This is a genomic window from Serinibacter salmoneus, from assembly GCF_002563925.1.
Lineage (GTDB): Bacteria > Actinomycetota > Actinomycetes > Actinomycetales > Beutenbergiaceae > Serinibacter > Serinibacter salmoneus.
In genome coordinates, this window is sequence record NZ_PDJD01000001.1 from 2,917,002 (window position 1) to 2,935,925 (window position 18,924).

21 protein-coding genes are annotated in these 18,924 nt (G+C 73.4%); 10 read left to right on the forward strand and 11 right to left on the reverse strand.

Annotated elements, in window-relative coordinates; translation table 11 throughout:
• The first annotated feature begins 37 nt into the window (after positions 1-37).
• Entirely contained in the window at positions 38-670 is a 633-nt protein-coding gene (locus tag ATL40_RS13005) for a maleylpyruvate isomerase N-terminal domain-containing protein (RefSeq protein WP_098469917.1), read from the forward strand.
• A gap of 14 nt (positions 671-684) precedes the next feature.
• Here ATL40_RS13005 and ATL40_RS13010 read toward each other — a convergent pair whose 3' ends face one another.
• Genes ATL40_RS13010 through fdhD form a run of 4 tightly spaced genes read right to left on the reverse strand, consistent with a single transcriptional unit; the run spans position 685 to position 3,833 of the window.
• Entirely contained in the window at positions 685-1,335 is a 651-nt protein-coding gene (locus ATL40_RS13010; RefSeq protein WP_143556991.1) for an ABC transporter ATP-binding protein, read from the reverse strand.
• Complete coding sequence (locus ATL40_RS13015; protein WP_098469919.1) at positions 1,332-2,180, reverse strand: ABC transporter permease; 849 nt, start codon at positions 2,178-2,180, stop codon at positions 1,332-1,334. The genes ATL40_RS13010 and ATL40_RS13015 overlap by 4 nt, the downstream gene beginning before the upstream one ends.
• A 4-nt stretch (positions 2,181-2,184) precedes the next feature.
• Positions 2,185-2,973: a molybdate ABC transporter substrate-binding protein gene (modA, locus tag ATL40_RS13020; protein WP_098469920.1), complete on the reverse strand. Its 789-nt coding sequence runs from the start codon at positions 2,971-2,973 to the stop codon at positions 2,185-2,187.
• Positions 2,970-3,833 (reverse strand): formate dehydrogenase accessory sulfurtransferase FdhD, encoded by an 864-nt coding sequence (gene fdhD, locus ATL40_RS13025; RefSeq protein ID WP_098469921.1) that lies wholly within the window; start codon positions 3,831-3,833, stop codon positions 2,970-2,972. The genes modA and fdhD overlap by 4 nt, the downstream gene beginning before the upstream one ends.
• A 53-nt stretch (positions 3,834-3,886) precedes the next feature.
• Between fdhD and ATL40_RS13030 the strand changes: the two genes are divergently transcribed.
• The 6 genes from ATL40_RS13030 to ATL40_RS13055 are packed head-to-tail and all read left to right on the forward strand — an operon-like array spanning position 3,887 to position 8,054.
• Positions 3,887-5,029, forward strand: a complete 1,143-nt coding sequence (locus ATL40_RS13030; protein WP_098469922.1) for a ThiF family adenylyltransferase — start codon at positions 3,887-3,889, stop codon at positions 5,027-5,029.
• Positions 5,026-6,330 (forward strand): molybdopterin molybdotransferase MoeA, encoded by a 1,305-nt coding sequence (locus ATL40_RS13035; RefSeq protein WP_245867097.1) that lies wholly within the window; start codon positions 5,026-5,028, stop codon positions 6,328-6,330. The genes ATL40_RS13030 and ATL40_RS13035 overlap by 4 nt, the downstream gene beginning before the upstream one ends.
• Complete coding sequence (moaC, locus tag ATL40_RS13040; protein WP_098469923.1) at positions 6,327-6,800, forward strand: cyclic pyranopterin monophosphate synthase MoaC; 474 nt, start codon at positions 6,327-6,329, stop codon at positions 6,798-6,800. The genes ATL40_RS13035 and moaC overlap by 4 nt, the downstream gene beginning before the upstream one ends.
• 8 nt (positions 6,801-6,808) lie before the next feature.
• Entirely contained in the window at positions 6,809-7,504 is a 696-nt protein-coding gene (gene mobA / locus ATL40_RS13045) for a molybdenum cofactor guanylyltransferase (protein ID WP_098470492.1), read from the forward strand.
• Positions 7,501-7,809 carry a DUF6457 domain-containing protein gene (locus ATL40_RS13050; RefSeq protein WP_098469924.1) on the forward strand — a complete coding sequence of 103 codons (309 nt, stop codon included), beginning with the start codon at positions 7,501-7,503 and terminating at the stop codon, positions 7,807-7,809. Before mobA ends, ATL40_RS13050 begins: the two co-directional genes overlap by 4 nt.
• The gene (locus tag ATL40_RS13055) at positions 7,806-8,054 is read left to right on the forward strand and encodes a MoaD/ThiS family protein (protein WP_098469925.1); all 249 of its coding nucleotides are present in this window, start codon (positions 7,806-7,808) and stop codon (positions 8,052-8,054) included. Before ATL40_RS13050 ends, ATL40_RS13055 begins: the two co-directional genes overlap by 4 nt.
• A gap of 65 nt (positions 8,055-8,119) precedes the next feature.
• Here the strand turns inward: ATL40_RS13055 and moaA are convergent, their stop codons facing one another.
• From moaA to ATL40_RS13075, 4 genes are read right to left on the reverse strand one after another with little or no spacing between them, the layout of a single operon-like run.
• Positions 8,120-9,229, reverse strand: a complete 1,110-nt coding sequence (gene moaA / locus ATL40_RS13060; protein ID WP_425443383.1) for a GTP 3',8-cyclase MoaA — start codon at positions 9,227-9,229, stop codon at positions 8,120-8,122.
• A gap of 8 nt (positions 9,230-9,237) precedes the next feature.
• The gene (locus ATL40_RS13065; RefSeq protein WP_098469927.1) at positions 9,238-9,693 is read right to left on the reverse strand and encodes a molybdenum cofactor biosynthesis protein MoaE; all 456 of its coding nucleotides are present in this window, start codon (positions 9,691-9,693) and stop codon (positions 9,238-9,240) included.
• Positions 9,693-10,169: a MogA/MoaB family molybdenum cofactor biosynthesis protein gene (locus ATL40_RS13070; protein WP_098469928.1), complete on the reverse strand. Its 477-nt coding sequence runs from the start codon at positions 10,167-10,169 to the stop codon at positions 9,693-9,695. Before ATL40_RS13070 ends, ATL40_RS13065 begins: the two co-directional genes overlap by 1 nt.
• Positions 10,170-10,178: 9 nt before the next feature.
• On the reverse strand, positions 10,179-11,114 hold the full coding sequence (locus ATL40_RS13075; protein ID WP_098469929.1) for an SMP-30/gluconolactonase/LRE family protein: 936 nt from the start codon (positions 11,112-11,114) through the stop codon (positions 10,179-10,181).
• 248 nt (positions 11,115-11,362) lie between these two features.
• Between ATL40_RS13075 and ATL40_RS13080 the strand changes: the two genes are divergently transcribed.
• Positions 11,363-12,442 (forward strand): tellurite resistance/C4-dicarboxylate transporter family protein, encoded by a 1,080-nt coding sequence (locus tag ATL40_RS13080; protein ID WP_098469930.1) that lies wholly within the window; start codon positions 11,363-11,365, stop codon positions 12,440-12,442.
• A gap of 189 nt (positions 12,443-12,631) precedes the next feature.
• Here the strand turns inward: ATL40_RS13080 and ATL40_RS13085 are convergent, their stop codons facing one another.
• Positions 12,632-13,003 (reverse strand): DUF5684 domain-containing protein, encoded by a 372-nt coding sequence (locus ATL40_RS13085; RefSeq protein WP_098469931.1) that lies wholly within the window; start codon positions 13,001-13,003, stop codon positions 12,632-12,634.
• Between the two features lie 284 nt (positions 13,004-13,287).
• Here ATL40_RS13085 and ATL40_RS13090 point away from each other — a divergent pair, with 284 nt between their 5' ends.
• Positions 13,288-15,627, forward strand: a complete 2,340-nt coding sequence (locus tag ATL40_RS13090) for a glycoside hydrolase family 3 N-terminal domain-containing protein (protein WP_245867100.1) — start codon at positions 13,288-13,290, stop codon at positions 15,625-15,627.
• A gap of 84 nt (positions 15,628-15,711) precedes the next feature.
• Here ATL40_RS13090 and gnd read toward each other — a convergent pair whose 3' ends face one another.
• Positions 15,712-16,725, reverse strand: coding sequence for a phosphogluconate dehydrogenase (NAD(+)-dependent, decarboxylating) (gnd, locus tag ATL40_RS13095; RefSeq protein ID WP_098469932.1), 1,014 nt, complete (start codon positions 16,723-16,725; stop codon positions 15,712-15,714).
• Positions 16,726-17,103: 378 nt separating this feature from the next.
• Entirely contained in the window at positions 17,104-17,937 is an 834-nt protein-coding gene (locus ATL40_RS13100; RefSeq protein ID WP_098469933.1) for an aldo/keto reductase, read from the reverse strand.
• Positions 17,938-18,043: 106 nt separating this feature from the next.
• Here ATL40_RS13100 and ATL40_RS13105 point away from each other — a divergent pair, with 106 nt between their 5' ends.
• Entirely contained in the window at positions 18,044-18,889 is an 846-nt protein-coding gene (locus ATL40_RS13105) for a hypothetical protein (RefSeq protein WP_098469934.1), read from the forward strand.
• The last annotated feature ends 35 nt before the right edge of the window (positions 18,890-18,924 follow it).

The window sequence follows — 18,924 nt, forward strand, 5'->3', positions numbered from 1 at the left end:
GACCCGGCCGCGCGAGGCGGCCGGGTAGATTCGCACGGTGAACTCCGCCGCGCTGTACGCCGCCACCGTGGACCGGGTGGCCGCCCTCGCCGAGACCCTGAGCCCCGCGCAGTGGGGCACGATCGTGCCCGCGACACCGATGTGGAGCGTGCGCGACGTGCTTGCGCACCAGGCCGGGACCGCGCGCAACATCGTGGAGGGGGACATGGCCGACGCGCCGAGCCCGGCCTGGACCAACCGTCAGGTCGTGGCGCGTCGCCACACCGAGGCCGCGGACATGATCGCGGAGTGGCGGGAGTACGCCGCGCAGATCCCGGCCGAGGCGTTCGCGGGCGGCGGGGTGACCCCGGCGTGGGACGCGATCGTGCACGAGGCGGACATCCGCGAGGCCCTGGACCTACCGCGCGCCCCGGAGGAGACCTGGCGCTCGCTGCTGCCCTCCGTCGTAGCGGCGTTGAGCGCGAAGGTCGCGGTCAACGGGTTCGTGGTCACCACCCGCGAGCACACCTGGCGGGTGGAGACCCCGATCGCGGAGTTCGACTTCGCCGGGGACGACTTCGAGCTGCTGCGGGTGCTGTTCTCCCGGCGCACTACCCTGCAGATCGCCCAACTCTCCCCCGGCGTGGCGCACCTGGAGGCGGCCGCGATGTTCGGCCCCCGCAACTCCTGACCCCGGGCCGGGCCTCAGCGGCGGGCGCGGCCGCCCGCCACCGGCACCACGGCGTCCGCGAGGCGCGCCACCTCACCGGCGTCGTGACTGACCAGCAGGCACGGCACCGCCAGGTCGTCCACCAGGCGGCGCACCGCCTCGGCGATCTCACCGCGCGAACCGGCGTCCAACGCCGCGAACGGCTCATCCAGCAGCAGCGCCCGGGGTCGCGCACACACCGCGCGCGCGAGCGCCACGCGCTGCGCCTGCCCCCCGGAGAGGTCCCGGGCCCGCACCCCGGCGCGATCGGCCACGCCGAGTCGCGTCAGTTCCGCGAGCGCCTCCCGGCGCGCTTGCGCGCGCCGCACCCCCCTGGCACGCAGCGCGAACGCCGCGTTCTCCAGTGCGCTCAGGTGCCCGAACAGCACATGCTGCTGCGGCACCAGGCCCACGCCCCGCCGCTCCGGGGGCAGGCGGGTGGCCGCGCCGTCGAGCACCATCCCGCCCAGGGTGATCTCCCCGGCGGCGGGAGCGAGCAAGCCCGCGACGGCGTGCAGCAGGCTGGTCTTCCCGGCACCGTTGGCGCCCACGAGGGCCACGATCTCCCCCGGCGCGACGGCGAGGCTCGCCTCGAGGGTGAACCCACCTCGCTCCAGACGAACCCCGGCCAGGGTGAGGTCGCTCATCGCCGCCACCACCCCAGCCACCGCGAGCGCAGCGCGATCAGCACCACGGCGCAGATCACCATGAGCAGCAGCGCCATCGCGATCGCGGCATCCTGGTCCTGCTCGAGGGCGAGGTAGATCGCGATCGGCATGGTGCGGGTGGTGCCGGGGAAGTTCCCGGCGAAGGTGATGGTGGCACCGAACTCCCCCAGGGCGCGGGCGAAGCACAGCACGGCGCCGGAGACGATCGCGGGGGCGGCCGCGGGCAGCGTGATCCGCCGTGCGGCGTAGAAGGTCGAGGCTCCCAGGGTGGCGGCGATCTGCTCGTCGCGCCGGTCCATTCCCCGCAGGGCGCCCTCCACGGAGAGAACGAGGAACGGCATCGCCACGAACGTCTGGGCGAGCACCACCGCGGCGGTGGTGAACGGCAGCGTGATCCCCAGGGCCTCCAGCGCGCCGCCGAGCAGGCCGCGGCGCCCCAGCAGGGCCAGCAGGGCGACGCCGCCGACCACGGGGGGCAGCACCATGGGGAGGGTGACGACGGCGCGCCACACCCCCGCCCCGGGCAGGTCGCCCCGGGCGAGCAGCCAGGCGAGCGGCACGCCGAGCACCACGCTGATCACGGTGGCGCTCGCGGCGGTGCGCAGCGAGAGCCCCAGGGCCTGCACCACCGGAGCGGAGGTGACCGTGCCGGCCAGGTCCGCCCACGGGGCCTGCGCGATGAGCGCGATCAGCGGCAGCGTGAGGAACGCGAAGCCGAGCGCGCCGGGGATCAGGAGTTGCCAGGGTGGCAGGCGGCGCCCTCGGCGCGCTCCTCGGCCGGAGCGGCGGGCCGGTGCCGAGCGCACCGCGTTCGTCTCCCTCATCCCGCTATTGAACGACGAAACCCGCCGCACGCAGCACCTCGGCCCCCGCCGGGGAGGTCACGAGGTCCACGAAGGCCTGCGCGGCCTCGGGGTTCCGCGCGTCCTGAAGGGCGGTGATCAGGTCCTCATTCACCGCGGCCACGGTCTGAGGGGTCGGCACCTCGGTGACCTGCCCGCCGGCGGCCGCCGCATCGGTGGTGTACACGAGCGCGGCATCCACCTCGCCGGCTCGGGCCAGGGTCAGCGCGCCGGACACATTCGCGGCGTAGGTGTCCACGGCCGGCGTGACCCCCGCGGCGTCGAAGACCTGCATGGCGGCCGCCCCGCACGGCACCTCCACCGCGCACACCGCGATGCGCAGGTCGGGGTCGGCGAAGTCCGCCAGACCCGTGACCCCGGCCGGGTTCCCCACCGGGGTGACGATGGTCAGCGTGTTGGTCGCGAACACCACCGGGTCCGTGGCCCGGTCCCCTGCCTGGGTCATCGTGACCCGGTTCGCCGTGGCCAGCACATCGGCGGGGGCCCCGGCAACCACCTGGGCGGCGAGCGCGGAACTCGCGGCGAAGGAGAAGGTCACGGTCAGCCCCGGATGCTCGGCCTCCAGGTGCGCCCCGAGGTCGGTGAAGACCTGCGCCAGCGAGGATGCGGCGAGCACGACCAGGTCCCCGGAGATCTCCGCATCTGCGGCCTCCTGCCCCGTCACGGAGGGCGACGGCGTGGGGGCGGGTTCAGCGCATCCCATCAGCAGCGTCACGGCCACCGCGGGCAGGAGCGCCCACCGCCTCGCCCTCATCTGGGCCTCGCGTCGGCGCCGTCCGGCCTGAGTCGGTCGATCCGATCGGGGCGGCTGTAGAGCACGAACGAGCGCTCCCGCACGAATCCCGCCAGGGTCAGACCCACCTCCACGGCCAGGTCGACGGCGAGACTCGAGGGCGCGGAGACGGCCGCCAGGATAGGGATGCCCGCCATCGAGGCCTTCTGCACCAGTTCGAAGCTCGCCCGACCGGAGACCTGCAGCGCGGTACCGGTCAGCGGGAGCCGATCGTTCGCGAGCGCCCAGCCGATGACCTTGTCCACCGCGTTGTGCCGTCCGACGTCCTCGCGCACCACCAGGAGGTTGCCGGTGGCGGTATCGACCAGGCCGGCGGCGTGCAGGCCGCCAGTCGTCTCGAACAGGCGCTGCTGCTCGCGCAGCCTGGCCGGGAGCGCGAGGAGGGCCGAGGCGCTCAGGTGCGCGGCGTCGTCGGCCACCGGGTGGTGGGAGTGGGTGCGCACCGCGCTGATGCTGGCCTTCCCGCACAGACCGCAGGCCGAGGTGGTGGTGTGCTCCCGCGCGAGCTGCGGATCGGGTGGCGGCACATGCGGCGCGAGCGTCACGTCGAGCACGTTGTAAGTGGTGGACCCGTCGGCCGTCTCGCCCGCGCAGTACCGGGTGGTCACGATGTCCCCGCCGCGTGCCACCACACCCTCGGAGACCAGGAACCCCGCCGCGAGATCGAAGTCGTTGCCGGGCGTGCGCATTGTGACCGCGAACCGGCGCCCCGCCACCCGGATCTCCAGGGGCTCCTCCGCGGCCAGGGTGTCCGGTCGCGTCACGGGGTCGCGGTCCAGCGAGAACCGCGTGACGGGGCGGCGCTGCGTGGATCTGGTCATGCGACCAACCTACGCGCCGCCGCGCGGCTGTCGGCCTGATCTACGGTGGGGACATGGCCCTTCCCCCGATCGTGGAACCGGCACCGTCGCTCTCGGCGGCCGAGGCGGAACGCACCGCGCGGCACACCCGGATGCCCGAGCTCGGCGAGATCGGTCAGCGACGGCTCGCCGCTGCCCGGGTCCTCGTGCTCGGCGCGGGCGGACTCGGGGCACCGGCCCTGCTCTACCTCGCCGCGGCGGGCGTCGGGGAGATCGGGGTGATCGACGACGACGACGTGGACGCCTCCAACCTGCACCGCCAGGTGATCCACGGCACGGGCGACGTCGGGGAGCCCAAGACCGCCAGTGCCGCCCGCCGGATGCGGGAGGTCGCCCCGCAGGTGCGGGTGACCGAACTGCGCACCCGCCTCGTGCCCGAGAACGCCGCTGACCTGCTGCGCGGCTGGGACGTGGTGCTCGACGGCACCGACACCTTCGCCACCCGCTACCTGGTGGCCGACACCTGCGCGGATCTCGGCGTGCCCCTGGTGTGGGGCTCCGTGCTCCGGTTCGACGCCCAGGTCTCGGTGTTCTGGTCCACGCCGCCGGCGCCCGCGGTGCCGGTGGGGCTGCGGGACCTCTTCCCCGCGCCGCCCGCGCCCGGGACCGTGCCCTCCTGCGCCGAGGCCGGGGTGCTCGGGGCCCTGTGCGGCATGGTCGGCTCGATGATGGCGACGGAGGCGGTCAAGCTCATCACGGGAATCGGGGAGGCCCTGCTCGGGCGGGTCGCGGTGGTGGACGGGCTGGCGATGCGGGTGCACGAGGTGCCGCTCGTCCCGTCGTCTTCGTCTCCTCGTGGCTTCTCTGGGGTTGGGGGTGAGGGAGAGGCCGTCGGGCCGCCATCCGCTCAACCCTTCGACGGTGCGGGGGCGTTGGTGGATGTGCGGGAGGGTCCGGAGTTCCGGGAGGACGCCCTCGCGGGCGCCGTGCACCTCAGCGTCGCGGAGGTCGAGCAGACCGCGCGGCGGGGACCGACGGCCCTGCGTGAGTTGTTGATCATGCGCGGAGTGGACCCGGACGCCCCCGTGCGCACCTACTGCTCGGCGGGGATCCGGGCCACCCGCGCCGCGCGGGCGCTCCAGGCCGCGGGCGTGAGAGCCGAGGCGTTGCCGCCCGCCCAGGTCGAGGCCATGCGGGCACGGGAGGTGCGAGCGTGAGCGGCCCTCCCCGCGGCGATCAGGCACCGGCCGGGGGTGCCATGCGCTCCGTGGCGGACCAGCGCGCCCGGGTGCTCGACGCCGTCGCCCCCCTCCCCACAACGGTGCTGCCCCTGGCCGAGGCGCACGGGCTGCGCCTGGCGCAGGACATGACGGCCGCCATCGCCGTCCCCACCTGGGACAACTCCGCCATGGACGGCTACGCCGTGCGGGCGGGCGACATTGCTGCGGCCACGCACGAGCACGGCATCACCCTGCGGATCGTGGCCGACCTGCCCGCCGGGTCCGGCGACGACCCCCACCTCGCGCCGGGCGAGGCGGCCCGGATCATGACCGGGGCCGTCGTGCCCACGGCGGCCGACGCCGTCGTGCCCCTGGAGCAGACCGACCGGGACGACCCGATGGCTCCGCTCGCCGAGACCGTGACCGTGTACCGGGCTCCGGGTACCGGCCAGCACCTGCGCCGCGCCGGCGAGGACCTGGTGGCCGGCGACCCGGTCCTCGCGGCCGGGAGCCTCGCCACCGGCGCGGCGCTGTCCGCGCTGGCCGCCACCGGGCACGGCACGGTGCGCGTGCACCGGCGGGCGCGGGTCGCCGTCATCGCCACCGGCAGCGAACTCGTCCGCCCCGGCGAGCCACTGACCCGGGGGCTGATCCCGGACTCCAACTCCCTGCTGGTGGCCGGCCTGGTGCGCGAGCACGGCGGCGAGGTGGTCGCCGTGCGGCACGTGGACGACGACGCCGCGCACCTTGCCGAGGCCCTGCGGCAGGTGAGCCAGGCGCCCGAGCCGCCGGACGTCGTCGTGCTCACCGGCGGGGTGAGCGAGGGCGCCTTCGACCCGGTCAAGCAACTGTTCACCGGGGCCGGCGGGGTGGAGTTCGCGCGCGTGCGCATGCAACCGGGCAAGCCGCAGGCGTTCGGGCGGCTCGGGGATGCGGTGCTGTTCGGACTGCCCGGGAACCCCGTGAGCGCATGGGTCTCCTTCCACGTGTTCGTGGCACCGGCGCTCGCGGTGATGCACGGGATGCCGCGGGAGCGGGCGGCCCCGCCCGCGGTGCCCGGAGTGGCCGGGGCGGACTGGGGCACACCCCCGGGACGTGACCAGTACCTGCCCGCCCGGATCAGCACCCGTGACGACAGGGTGCTGGTGGCCACGCCCGTGGCGGCACTCGGGTCGAAGTCCCATCTCGTGGCGAGCCTCGCCCAGGCGAGCGGGTACGCGATCGTGCCGGCCGCCGTCGACCACATCACCCGCGGCGACGCCGTGTCGATCGTCCGCACCAGCCTGGAGACCCCATGACCTTCACCCACCTCGACGCCGCCGGCCACGCCCGGATGGTCGACGTCACCGAGAAGTCCCCCACCGTGCGCAGCGCCACTGCCAGCGGCATGGTGCACTGCTCCCCCGCCGTGCTCGACGCGCTGCGGGACGGCTCCGTACCGAAGGGCGACGCGTTCGCGGTGGCGCGGATCGCGGGGATCGCCGGCGCGAAGAAGTGCGCCGAGCTCCTGCCGCTCGCGCACGTGATCGGGGTGCACGGGGCCACCGTCGACCTCGCGCTGGAGACCGACGGCGTCCGAGTCACCGCCACGGTGCGCACCGCCGACCGCACCGGCGTGGAGATGGAGGCCTTCACCGCGGTGACCGTCGCGGCCCTCGCGCTCGTGGACATGGTCAAGGGCCTGGACAAGCACACCTGGATCGGCGAGGTGCGGCTGGAGGAGAAGACCGGCGGGAAGTCGGGACCGTGGCGGCGCGCGGAGAGGTGAGCACGGGGGTGAGCGCCGACTCGGAGCCGGAGCCGGGCTGGCTCCCGGATGCCGCGATCGTGCTCTCCGGCGGACGCGGCTCGCGTCTCGGGGGCACCCCGAAGGGGCGGGTGCGGGTGGGGGACATACCCCTCCTGGACGGGGTGCTCGACGCCGTATCCGCCGCGGGCATCCAGCGCGCCGTGGTGGTGGGGCACCCGCCCAGCCTCGAGCGTGCGGGCGTGGTCGTCACCCGGGAGGATCCGCCGTTCGCGGGGCCGCTGGCCGGGGTGGCCGCGGGACTGCTGGCGCTGCCGGACCTGCCCGGGAAAGCGTGGGTGATGGTGCTGGCGTGCGATCTGCCGCGTGCGGGCGAGGTGATTCCGCTGCTGCTGACGGGGTCGCCAGCGGAGGACGACGGCGCGGGGGTGGCTCGAGAGCGAGTGCAGGGAGCGGACGGCTGGCTCGTGGTGGACGACGCCGGAAGGCGGCAGTGGCTCGCCGGGTGCTACCGGATCGGCCCGTTGCGTGCGGCGTGCGCGGCGGCATCGACCGAGGGACCCGACGGACTCGTGGGGCTGCCGCTGCGTGCCGCCTTCGGACGCCTGCACCTGCGTGAGGTGCCCGATCCGCACGGGGCCAGTGCCGACGTCGATACCCCCGAGGACCTGATGCGTGCGCGCGCCGCCGCACGCCGATCGCACCGAGAGAGGATGGAGTCATGACCACCCCACCGCGCCCGGCCCACCACCTGCCGCCGGAGGACCTGACCGACTGGGCGGACGCCGTCGCGCGCCTGTTCGGGCTCAGCGAACGGCTCGACGCGACCGATATCGGCGAGGTGCTCGATGTCGCACGGGACGTCTCCCGCGGCGTGAACCGGCCCTCCGCGCCGCTCAGCACGTTCCTGCTCGGCGTGGCCGTCGCGCGGTCGGTGCCCGACGGCGCCGATCGGGAGTCCGTGGCGGCCGAGATCTCGCGGCTGGGGCTCCAGGTACGGGCCACCGCGCTGTCGCAGGAGGCGGAATGACCACGGCGACAACGGTGCGGCTCTTCGCCGGGGCCGCCGAGGCCGTCGGCGCCCACGAGGTAGCGACGTCGGCCGGGAGCGTGGGCGAGTTGATGGCCGAGCTCGCCGAGCGGGGCGGCCCCTTGGCCGTGGACGTGCTCGGGCGCTGCTCGGTCCTGGTGGCGGGCCAGCGCGCCGACGGGCCCCACGCGCCGATCCCCGCGGGCGCCGTCGTGGACGTGCTGCCGCCCTTCGCCGGCGGCTGAGCCCTGCCCCCGAGAAGGTACCTGCAGAACCACCTCGCGGTACCTGCAGAACCACCTCGCGGGGGTCAGCCGCCGATCGCGTTCATGCCGCGGTCGGGCTGCAGGAAGCCGGGGTCGTTGATGCCGTGACCGGGCAGCTTCGCGTCGATGCAGGCCCGCAACTGCGCGTCGATGAGCGCGTCGTCCACGCCGTCGTGACCCGCCTCGCCGCCCGCGCCCTGCCGGCCGCGCAGCAGGGCGACAAGGTCGTACTCCCCGCGGGCGAACAGGCAGTTGCGCAGCTGACCGTCGGCGGTGAGCCGCATCCGGTCGCACGCCCCACAGAACGGCGCGGTCACCGAGGCGATCACCCCCACCGTGTGCTCGCCGGCGGGTGACCCCGGACCGGTCAGCCGCCAGCGCTCCGCCGGCGCACCACCCCGGCCAGGGATCGGCTCCAGATCCCACCGCTCGCCCAGCGCCGCCAGGATCTCCTCGCGGGTCACCATGCGCTCACGGTCCCAGGTGTGCCCGGTGTCCAGCGGCATCTGCTCGATGAACCGCAACTGGGCGTCCTGCGAGATCGCGTAGGCCACGAGGTCGGGGAGCTCGTCGTCGTTCACGCCCCGCATCGCCACCGTGTTGATCTTCAGCGGGCGCAACCCGCTGGCCCGGGCCGCGGCGATGCCGGCCATCACGTCGTCGAACCGGTCGCGCCGGGTGAGCTCCCGGAACCGCTCGGGGTGCACCGTGTCGAGGCTGATGTTCAGCCGGCTGAGCCCGGCCTCGATCAGCGCGGGGAGGAACTGCGGCAGCGTGATGCCGTTGGTGGTCATCGCGACCTGCACCGGTTCCCCGGCCGGTGTGCGCAGCGCCGCGATGCCGCGCACCACGTCCACCACATCGCGCCGCAGCAGCGGCTCGCCACCGGTGAGGCGGAAGGTGGAGATCCCCGCCTCGGCCGCCACCCCGGCGATCCGCACGATCTCGGGGGTGGTGAGGATCGAGGAGCGCGCCAACCACTCGTTGCCCTGCTCCGGCATGCAGTAGGTGCAGCGCAGGGAGCAGCGGTCGGTCAGGGAGATGCGCAGGTCGCGGTGCACCCGGCCGTGGCCGTCCACGATCGGCGCTCCACGGCGCGGATCGGGCTCCCGCGGCACGCCGTCCAGTGGCGCCGGCGCGGATCCGATGCTCACCGGGACCCTCACAGGCCCACCCAGTGGCTCGCGCCGTCGGCCGTGTGCTGCTTCTTCCACACGGGCAGTTCCACCTTGATGCGCTCGACCAGTTCCCGGCAGAGATCCTGCGCGAGGGCGCGATGCGCCGTCGCCACGCAGGCCACGAGCGCCAGGTCGCCGACCGCGAGGTCGCCCACGCGGTGGGAGACCGCCAGCCGCACCACCTCCTCGTGCCTCACATCCTCGTGCGGCACGGCCCCGGCCACCACCTCCCGCGCGATCCGCTCCAGGGCCGCGGTGGCGTCCGGGTGCGCGGAGTAGGCGATCCCGGTCACCTCCCCCTCGGCGCCGGGGTCGTGGTCGCGGATCTGCCCGAGGAAGGTGACGACGGCGCCGCACCGGGGGTCGGCTACCGCATCCAGGTGGTCGCTCACCTCCAGCGTCTCGGCGGTGACGCGCGCCCAGTCCGGCTCCCACGTCATCAGTGGTCACCCCCGGCGATCTGGTCCAGGGCGTGCGGCACCAGTGGCAGCAGCACCTCCAGGGACTCCGCCACGGCCTTCGGTGACCCGGGCAGGTTCACCACCAGCGCGGACCCGGCGACCCCGGCGATCCCACGGGACAGGGCGGCGGCGGGGGCCGCACGGCGCCCCCGCTCCCGCAGCAGTTCGGCGATCCCCGGCACCTCGCGGTCCAGCACGGGTGCGGTGCCCTCCGGGGTGCGGTCCCGCGGACCGATACCCGTGCCGCCCAGGGTGAGCACGAGGTCCGCCCCGGAACCCAGGGCCAGGGTGAGGGCCTCGGTCACGGAGGCCGCGCCGTCGGGCACCACGCTCGAACTGACCCCGAAGCCCGCCTGCGTCAGGAGCTCCACGGCGCGCGGACCCGAGGCGTCGGGGCGCTCGCCGGCGGCGCTGCGGTCCGACACCGTGATCACGACGGCGATGCGTGCTGGCACGCGTCCAGCCTAAGCGAGGTCCCCCAGGGCAACGAGGAACACGGTGTGCGTGGTGGTGATGGCGAGCACTCGATGGTCGGCCGAGAAGGCCAGGTTCGTGGCGGGCGACGGCGTGCGCAACACCCCGAGGTAGGGTGCCTTCCCGCCGCGCGGCGGGGCACCGAGGATCTCCACGCCCGCGCTCGAGGTCACCCACAGGCGCCCCGCGGGGTCCACGCGCACGCCCCGGGGCGTGCCGTGCACGCTGGTGTGCACGAGCCAGCGGTGACTCATCAGCATGCGGTCGAGGTCAGGGCGCACCCGGAAGCCCCAGACCACGTCCTCCTCGGCGTCGGTCACGTACAGCACGGTCTCGTCGGGGCTGAAGGCGAGACCGGTCGGCGCGCTCATGGCCGGCAGGTCCGCACTCATGCACTGCACGCCGCCGAGCACGCCGCCGCGCCGCACCCCGGGTGAGACCCGGTAGACGTGGGCGCCGTCGACCTCCGCCTCGCCGCCGTAGCCCTGGGCGGGGTCGGTCAGGCCGGTGCGAGGATCGGTGAACCAGACGGCGCCCTCGCCGGTGACCACCAGGTCGCTCGGGGCGTTGAACCGCCGGTCCACCAGCAGGTCGGCCACGATGACCCAGTGCCCGTCCGCCTCGCGCCGCACGACGGCGCGCTCCCCGTGGCTGGCGGCATACAGCAGGCCCTGGGAGTCCACCGCGTGGCCGTTCTGGAACGCGGAGCGGCTGATCCAGGTGCGGGTGCCGCGATCGGCGTCCCACGCCAGCACGGTGTTGGCCTCGAGGTCGCTCCACACGAGCGCATCGCCGAGCCAGACCGGGCCCTGGAACAGGTCGCCGCCGTGGGCAATGGCCTCCAGGCGCGCGCCGGGCGCCAGGAGGCCCGCGGCGCCCGCGCTGCCACCGGTGCCGTCGCCGTCGAGAATCAGTGCGTCACTCACCGCTCCACCCTAGAACGGGTCCCGGCCCGAACCCACAGTCCGGCCGTCTCAGGGTGCGGGAGACCCGCGGACAGGCTCGCGGCGCCCACGGTGATGTGGGGCCGAGGCAGGCCAGCAGCCGTGCGGCACGCCCGGGTCCGGGAGGCGCCCGGGTCCGGGGGGCGCCGTGTCCGGGGTGCGCCGTGTCCGGGGTGCGCCGTGTCCGACCTCGTGCGAGGCTGCGACTGCACCACAGGAAGGACCATGGCATGACGTGGTTGACCGGAATCGTCCGGGCACTGCCACCCGCGGCGCACGCGTTCGTCATGGCTACCGGTGTGCTCTCGATCGGCCTCTCCCTGATCGAGCAGCCCGCGCTGTCCGTGGCGCTGTGGTGGGTGGCCGGGATCGCATGGGTGGTGCTCACACTGCTGCTGCTCGCTCGTGCGGTCATCTACCCACGGCGCGTCGCCGAGGACCTGCAGGTGGGATCCCGCGCCTTCGGCATATTCGCCGTGGTCGTCTCCACCAGCGTGCTCGGCATCAGATTCGCCGTCGCCGGTCATCCGCTGGTAGCCGGCATCGCCTTGGCGGCCGCCCTCGTCCTGTGGCTGGGGTTGGGATACGCCGTGCCATGGCTCGTGCTGCAACGCAGCCACCCTGACGGTGCCGTGGCGCCACAGCAGCCTCCGGTCGTGACCACCGTGGACGGCACCTGGTTCGTCTGGGTGGTGGCGGCACAGTCGATCGCCGTGCTCGCCGCCATGCTGCAACCGTCCGGCGCACGGTTCGCCGATGTGCTCGCCGTCATCGCCGTGATCTCCTGGGCCACCGGACTCGGCCTGTACGCGGTGGTCGGGGTGCTGCTGATCCTGCGCGTCGCGCGGTTCGGGATCAGCGCGAACGCCCTGGTGCCGTCGTTCTGGGTCGTGATGGGGGCGCTGGCGATCTCGGCACTGGCGGCCGGACACGTTCAACTGATGGCCGGGGGCAGCCCAGCGGCCGCCGCCACGCACGGCATCGCCGGCGGCACGGCCATGATCCTGTGGGGTTTCGCCACGTGGCTCGCGCCCGCGCTCCTCCTCCTGGGGGCATGGCGCCACCTGCGCCGGCATGTCAGCGCGCGCTACAACACCCAACTGTGGGCCATGGTGTTCCCGATGGCGGTCTACTCGGTCGCGAGCATGACCATCGGCGAGAGCGAACCCGTCCCGGGGATCGGCGCGTGGGGCGCGGCTGCGATCTGGCTCGCACTCGCCGCATGGACCCTGGTCTGCCTGGACTTCCTCATGACCCGCGGGTGGCGCCCGCGAGGAGTCGAGCGGCAGGGGGCTGCGGAACGGCCATGAGGCATCGAGCCGGACATTGAGTTCCGTAGAGGCACCGAGTGCTGTGGAGGCACCGAGTTCGGTGCGGGAACTGCGCCGGGGGATGCACCCTACGTGGAGGTCACCCCACGGGTCACGTGTGGCGCGTAACCCCACCCCACTTCCGCGCCGTGCGCGCCACACGTGCCGCACGCGCGCCCGGCCGGACGCTCAGCCGATCCGGTTGCGGTCGTAGGTGGACTGCCCGAACGCGAGGATGATGTATCCGATCAGGCTGAACAGCCACAGCAACAGGATGCTGAACGCCGTGCTGCGGGCGAACGCCTGACCCACCCGGATCGCCACGATGATGGCCAGCACGATGTTGGCCAGGGGGACGAAGTACAGCAGGAAGAACCAGCCGCTGAGTCCGGCGATGTTCAGGTGCACGATCATGTTGTAGATCGGCACGAACGCCGCCCACACCGGCTTGCCCGCCTTGGAGAAGACGAAGCCGAGGATCAGGGCGGCGATGATGTAGCCGATCAGACCGGCGAAGAAGTAGCCGGGGGAGAAGTAGCTCTCGGTGTCGACCATGTCCATGGGGGTTCCTCCTTGCGCCGGGAGCGCATCGGGGGGAGGCGCTCTGCCGGGTCACGGTAGTGGGAACGCGTCGTTTGCGCTCGTCGAGGGGCCCGACGGCGTGACGCCCGTGCCGACAGGGCGGCGGCTCGGGGGCCACTCGGGGGCCACCCGGGGGCCACCCCGGGCCACCCCGGGCCACCCCGGGCCATGTCGGTCGTGCGCTCCGCGCAAGCATCGAATCGATTCGACCCTCCGCCCGGCTCGCGCTACCGTGGGAGCGCACCCACGCCGAAGGAGACCTCGTGCCCGAGACACCCCCCACCCTCACCGGTGCCACGGCGCCGGCCCCCGCCGACGCCCCGTACCGCAACCCCGCCCTGCCGATCCCGCAGCGCGTGGCGGACCTCGTGTCCCGCATGACCCTGCCGGAGAAGGTCGGGCAGATGATGCAGCTCTCGGCCACCACGTACGACGATCGCGAGACCGACCCGAGCACGGGCGCGCCGAACGCCGACCTGATCCGCGAGCTCGTCCTGGGAACCCACGTCGGCTCCATCCTGCACGCCTCCCCCGCCCAGCTCGCCCTCGCCCATGAACTCGCCGCGACCACCCGCCTGGGCATCCCGCTGCTCATCGGTGAGGACTGCATCCACGGCCACTCCTTCTTCACCGGCGCCACGATCTTCCCCACACAGCTGGCGATGGCCGCCTCCTTCGATCCCGCCCTCGTGGAGGCCGTCGCGCGGGCCACCGCCGTGGAGGTCGCCCCCACCGGGGTGCACTGGACCTTCTCCCCGGTGCTGTGCATCGCGCGGGACACCCGTTGGGGCCGGGTCAGCGAGACCTTCGGGGAGGACCCGTACCTGATCGGGGAGTTGGCCTCGGCGATGGTGCGCGGCTACCAGGGCGAGGGTCTGGAGGACCCGACGGCGATCCTGGCCACCGCGAAGCACTTCGCCGCCTACTCCGAGACCCAGGGCGGGCGGGATGCCTCCGAGGCCGACGTCTCCCGTCGCAAGATGCTGTCCTGGTACACCCCGCCGTTCGAGCGGGTCGCCCGGGAGGGCTGCGCCACGTTCATGCTCGGCTACCAGGCGATCGACGGCGTGCCGATCACCATCAACGACTGGCTGCTCAACGAGACCCTCCGGGGTGCCTGGGGCTACACCGGGATGCTCGTGACGGACTGGGACAACGTGGGGCAGCTGGTCCGGATCCAGCAGATCGCGCCGGACTTCACCGATGCGGCGCGGCGCGCCGTCCTCGCCGGGAACGACATGATCATGACGACCCCGGAGTTCTTCGCGGGCGCCCAGGCGGCGGTGGCCGAGGGCTCACTGCCCGAGGCCGCGATCGACGCCGCGGTGGGCAGGATCCTCACGCAGAAGTTCGCCCTGGGACTGTTCGAGGACCCGCGGCTGCCGGACCAGGAGCGTCAGCGCGCGGTCATCGGCTCCGCGGCACACGCGGAGCTGAACCTCGAGATCGCGCGCCGCAGCCTCGTGCTGCTGGAGAACGACGGCGCCCTCCCCCTGCCCTCGAGCACCCGCCGCCTGGCCGTGGTGGGTCCGAACGCCGACGATCCCGACACCACCCTGGGTGACTGGGCCGGGAACTCCGGGCAGGCCACCTGGATGAGCGGCGGCCACCCCCGGGAGATGATCTCGACCGTGCTCGACGGCGCCCGCGCCGCCGGCTGGGAGGTCACCCACGCCCGGGGTGCGGACATCCTCACCCTCGGTCCCGACCCCGCGGGCGCGTTCTTCCCCGACGGGCAACCGCGCCCGCAGGTGGTCATCCCCGCGCAGCCGGACGAGGCGATGATCGCCGAGGCCGTCGCGGCGGTGCGCGAGTCCGATGCGGTGGTGGCCGTGGTCGGCGACCGCATCGAGCTGGTGGGCGAGGGTCGCTCCACCGCCACGCTGGACCTGATCGGGGGCCAGGTCGCGCTGCTCGAGGCGGTCCAGGCCGAGGCGAGCGCCGCCGGGAAGCCGCTGATCGTCGTCGTGCTCGCCAGCAAGCCGCACGTGCTGCCCGAGGCGGCGCTGCGGGCCAACGCGATCATCTGGGCCGGGAACCCGGGGATGCGTGGCGGGCAGGCCCTCGCCGAGCTGCTGGCCGGTGACATCGAGCCGACCGGCCGGCTGCCGATCTCCTGGCCCCGGCACGTGGGCCAGCTGCCGGTGTTCTACAACGCCATCCCGCACCAGCACGGCACCCGGTACGCCGACCTCACCCAGGAGCCACAGTGGGTGTTCGGGCAGGGACGCAGCTACTCCACGGTCGAGTACGCCGACCTGCGGGTCCTCACGCCGCGGGTGCACGACGGCGAGCACGTGCGCGCCGTGGTCACCGTCACCAACACCGGCGAACGCCCGGTGAGGGAGACAGTGCAGGTGTATGTGGACGACGTCGTGACGTCGGTGACCTGGGCAGGCAAGGAACTCAAGGGCGTGCGCCAGGTCGACCTCACGCCCGGGGCGAGCGAGCAGGTCGAGGTGAGCATCGCCGTCGCCGACTGCTCGATCGTGACCGCGGCGGGCGAGCGCGTGGTGGAGCCGGGCGCCTTCCGGCTGCTCGTGGGCGCCAGCTCACGGGAGGCGGACCTGCTCGCGAGCGAGTTCGAGGTGCTCGCCGACTAGGCGTGAGACGACGACGGCGCCCCGGTCACGTGACCGGGGCGCCGTCGCGTTGTGGCGTCGCCGCGCTGCCGCGCGAGACTCTGCCTAGGAGGCCGGCTTCTCGTTGTGCCCGCCGAACTCGCTGCGCATCGCCGACTGGACCTTGTCCTGGAAGTCGTTGAGGTCACGCGAGGCGAACCGCGCGTTCAGGGAGGCCTGGATGACGTTCGCGGGGACGCCCTCCTCCACGGCCGCCAGCACGGTCCAGCGGCCCTCGCCCGAGTCGGAGACTCGGCCACCGAACTCCGCGAGCTCGGGGTCGCGCGCCAGGGCGGCGGCGGTGAGGTCCACCAGCCAGGAGCCGACCACGCTGCCGCGGCGCCACACCTCGGCCACGTCGCCCACGTTGATGTCGTACTGGTAGTACTGCGGGTCGCGCAGCGGGGTGGTCTCGGCGTCGATCTCCTGCTGGTGCTTACCGACGTCGGCGTTCTTGATGATCGACAGGCCCTCGGCGATCGCGGCCATCATGCCGTACTCGACCCCGTTGTGGACCATCTTGACGAAGTGGCCGGCGCCGTTCGGGCCGCAGTGGAGGTAGCCCTGCTCAGCGGTGCCGCCGGGGGCGCGACCGGGGGTCTCCTCCACGTCACCCTTGCCGGGTGCCACGGTGGCCCAGATCGGGTCGAGGCGCTGCACGATCTCGGTCTCGCCGCCGATCATGAGGCAGTAGCCGCGCTCCAGGCCCCACACGCCACCGGAGGTGCCGCAGTCGAGGTAGTGGATGCCGGAGGTCGCCAGCTGCGCGGCCCGGTCGATGTCGTCACGGTAGTAGGAGTTACCGCCGTCGATGATCGCGTCGCCGGCGTCCAGCAGCGGCACCAGCTTGTCGATGGTGGACTGCACGTAGCCCGCGGGCACCATCACCCAGATGTTGCGCGGACCGGTGAGCTTGGAGACGAAGTCCTCCAGGTCCGCGGCGCCGACGGCGCCCTCCTTCGCGAGCTGCGCCACCACCGCGGCGTCCACGTCCCACACCACGCACTCGTGCCCCGCGCGCATCAGGCGGCGCACGATGTTCGCGCCCATCCGCCCGAGTCCGATCATTCCGAGCTGCATTGCCACTCCTTGGTTCGCGACCGTTTCACATCTGGTTCCCCCATCCTGACGCACAGCGGCGCACTCGGCCTGCGGAACGCCGCGGGGCGCCCGACCGGGGCGCCCGGCCGGGGCGCTGACTGTGCGCGGATGGCGTGCGGCGGAGTGCGGCGTCGCACTCACGGCGGCGTGATCCTCGCTGAGGGCGGCGTGACCCTCGCTGAGGGCGGCGTGACCCTCGCTGAGGGAGGTCTGCTCAGCCCGCGGACGGCGTGTCGGCGGGGACACGCCGCACGAGGGGCCCGCGGGGGGCAACTCCACCGCCCTGGGCGAGGGGTCCACCGCCCTGAGCGAGGGCACCGCGCGGGGCGAGGGCACCGCGCGGGGCGCAGATCGCCGTCAGCGGCGCTCGTCCGGCGAGGTGCCGGTGTGCGTGCCGTTCTCCAGCGCGGCGAGCCGCGCCATGTCGTCGGCGTCGAGGAACACCGAGTCCGCCGCCAGGTTCTCCCGCTGCCGCTCGGCCCGGGTGGACTTCGGGATGGCCGCGCCGCCCAGCGCGAGGTGCCAGGCGAGCACCACTTGCGCGGGTGTGCAGCCGTGCTTGGCGGCGATGCCGCGAATCGCGGGGACGGCGAGCATGCGCCCCCGGCCGAGGGGGCTCCAGGCCTGGGTGAGGATGCCGTACCGGGCGTGGAAGGCCCGTAGTTCGTGCTGCGGCAGCCACGGGTGGGACTCCACCTGGTTGATCGCCGGGACCACACCGGTCTCCTCGATCAGCCGCGTGAGCTCCTCGGCGTTGAAGTTGCACACCGCGATCGTGTGCACCCGGCCCTGCGCCTGCAGGTCCACCAGGGCGCGCCAGGTGTCCACGTAGTTGTCCTGGGAGGGGCGCGGCCAGTGGATGTAGTAGAGGTCCAGGGGGCCGATGTCGAGAGCCGACTCGGTGGCCTCGAAGTCGGCCATCGCCTGGTCGTAGGACTGCACCGGCTCGCCCCAGAACTTCGAGGCGACCAGCAGGTCCTCACGCGGGATGCCGCGGTCCTGTTCCAGCGCCCTGATCGCCTCCCCGACGGCACGTTCGTTGCCGTAGAAGCTCGCGCCGTCCAGCAGGCGGTAGCCGAGGCCGACGGCCGAGGTGATCGTGGCGGCGCACTCGCCGGGCGCGACCTTGTACAGGCCGAGGCCGAGGGCGGGGAGGTGGGTGCCGTCGTTCAGGGGGAGGAAACCTGGCATACCCTGATGATCTCATCCACGCTCCCACGGCGCCCCCCGCGTTGCGACACCGCACGCACCCCCTACGCTCGCCGCAACGGCACGCCACGCCCCCCTTGGAGGGACCATGCCCGCCATCCCGACGCACTCCGCTGCTGGCGAGCCTCGCTCGCCGAGCCGCCGGGCGGTCCTGACCACGGCAGCGTGGTCCGCTCCCGTGGTCGCACTCGCGGCAAGCGCCCCCGCTCACGCCTCGGGTTCCGCGTGCCCCGAGGGCGGATACGCCTACGCCTACGCCTACACCGGGTGGACGCGGACCGTCACGACAACCACCTCGACCAAGGCGAGCGGGAACGCGACATCCGTCAACGGTGGCCCCGACGTCCTGATCAGCGCCGTTGCCAGCGCCCTAGGTTCCGGTGTCACCTTCGGCGCAACCGGGCTCCCCGGCAACGTCGCGGTCGTCAAGAGCGTGGTGAACATCGTGGACGGGGCGACCTCCTCAGAAGCACGACCCCAACTCGACACCCTGGGCCTGGGGATGAACGCCCCGAACATGAAGTCCGGCCAGCAGGTGGTGTTCACCTTCGCGCGGCCGGTGACGAACCTGCGGTTCGCGATCGGGGACATCGACACCGATGTGAACACTCCGGCGAACGGGTACTTCCGCGACGCCGTCAGCCTCAGCTCGGGGTTCACGTGGACCACGGGGTACGGACCCACCGTTCCCACCGGCGCCACGCTGCCGACGACGGCGTGGCCAGGCGATGGCACCCTCGGGAACGGGTGGCGCATTCGGGACACCGGCGACGGCGACTACCTGACCACCGGCCGGCGCGAGGTCCGCGTGACCTACCCCGGTCCGCTGACCACCTTCACCCTCACGTACATCAATCAGATCAGCGACAATTCCCCGATCGGCAACGACCAGGCAGTGTTCGTCTCCCCGTTGTACTTCGACGTCCCCTGTTGAGCCCTCGCCACCTCACGCGCGCGGCGGGTTGCCCA

Bases quoted from the DNA above. Each gene is read 5' to 3' on its own strand.
- ATL40_RS13050 (WP_098469924.1), top strand. From the start codon at position 7,501: ATGACCACCCCACCGCGCCCGGCCCACCACCTGCCGCCGGAGGACCTG.
- ATL40_RS13100 (WP_098469933.1), bottom strand. From the start codon at position 17,937: ATGCCAGGTTTCCTCCCCCTGAACGACGGCACCCACCTCCCCGCCCTC.
- fdhD (WP_098469921.1), bottom strand. From the start codon at position 3,833: ATGACCAGATCCACGCAGCGCCGCCCCGTCACGCGGTTCTCGCTGGAC.
- gnd (WP_098469932.1), bottom strand. From the start codon at position 16,725: ATGCAGCTCGGAATGATCGGACTCGGGCGGATGGGCGCGAACATCGTG.
- ATL40_RS13085 (WP_098469931.1), bottom strand. From the start codon at position 13,003: ATGGACATGGTCGACACCGAGAGCTACTTCTCCCCCGGCTACTTCTTC.
- ATL40_RS13030 (WP_098469922.1), top strand. From the start codon at position 3,887: ATGGCCCTTCCCCCGATCGTGGAACCGGCACCGTCGCTCTCGGCGGCC.
- ATL40_RS13015 (WP_098469919.1), bottom strand. From the start codon at position 2,180: ATGAGGGAGACGAACGCGGTGCGCTCGGCACCGGCCCGCCGCTCCGGC.
- ATL40_RS13080 (WP_098469930.1), top strand. From the start codon at position 11,363: ATGACGTGGTTGACCGGAATCGTCCGGGCACTGCCACCCGCGGCGCAC.
- ATL40_RS13065 (WP_098469927.1), bottom strand. From the start codon at position 9,693: ATGACGTGGGAGCCGGACTGGGCGCGCGTCACCGCCGAGACGCTGGAG.
- ATL40_RS13010 (WP_143556991.1), bottom strand. From the start codon at position 1,335: ATGAGCGACCTCACCCTGGCCGGGGTTCGTCTGGAGCGAGGTGGGTTC.
- ATL40_RS13105 (WP_098469934.1), top strand. From the start codon at position 18,044: ATGCCCGCCATCCCGACGCACTCCGCTGCTGGCGAGCCTCGCTCGCCG.
- ATL40_RS13055 (WP_098469925.1), top strand. From the start codon at position 7,806: ATGACCACGGCGACAACGGTGCGGCTCTTCGCCGGGGCCGCCGAGGCC.
- modA (WP_098469920.1), bottom strand. From the start codon at position 2,973: ATGAGGGCGAGGCGGTGGGCGCTCCTGCCCGCGGTGGCCGTGACGCTG.
- moaC (WP_098469923.1), top strand. From the start codon at position 6,327: ATGACCTTCACCCACCTCGACGCCGCCGGCCACGCCCGGATGGTCGAC.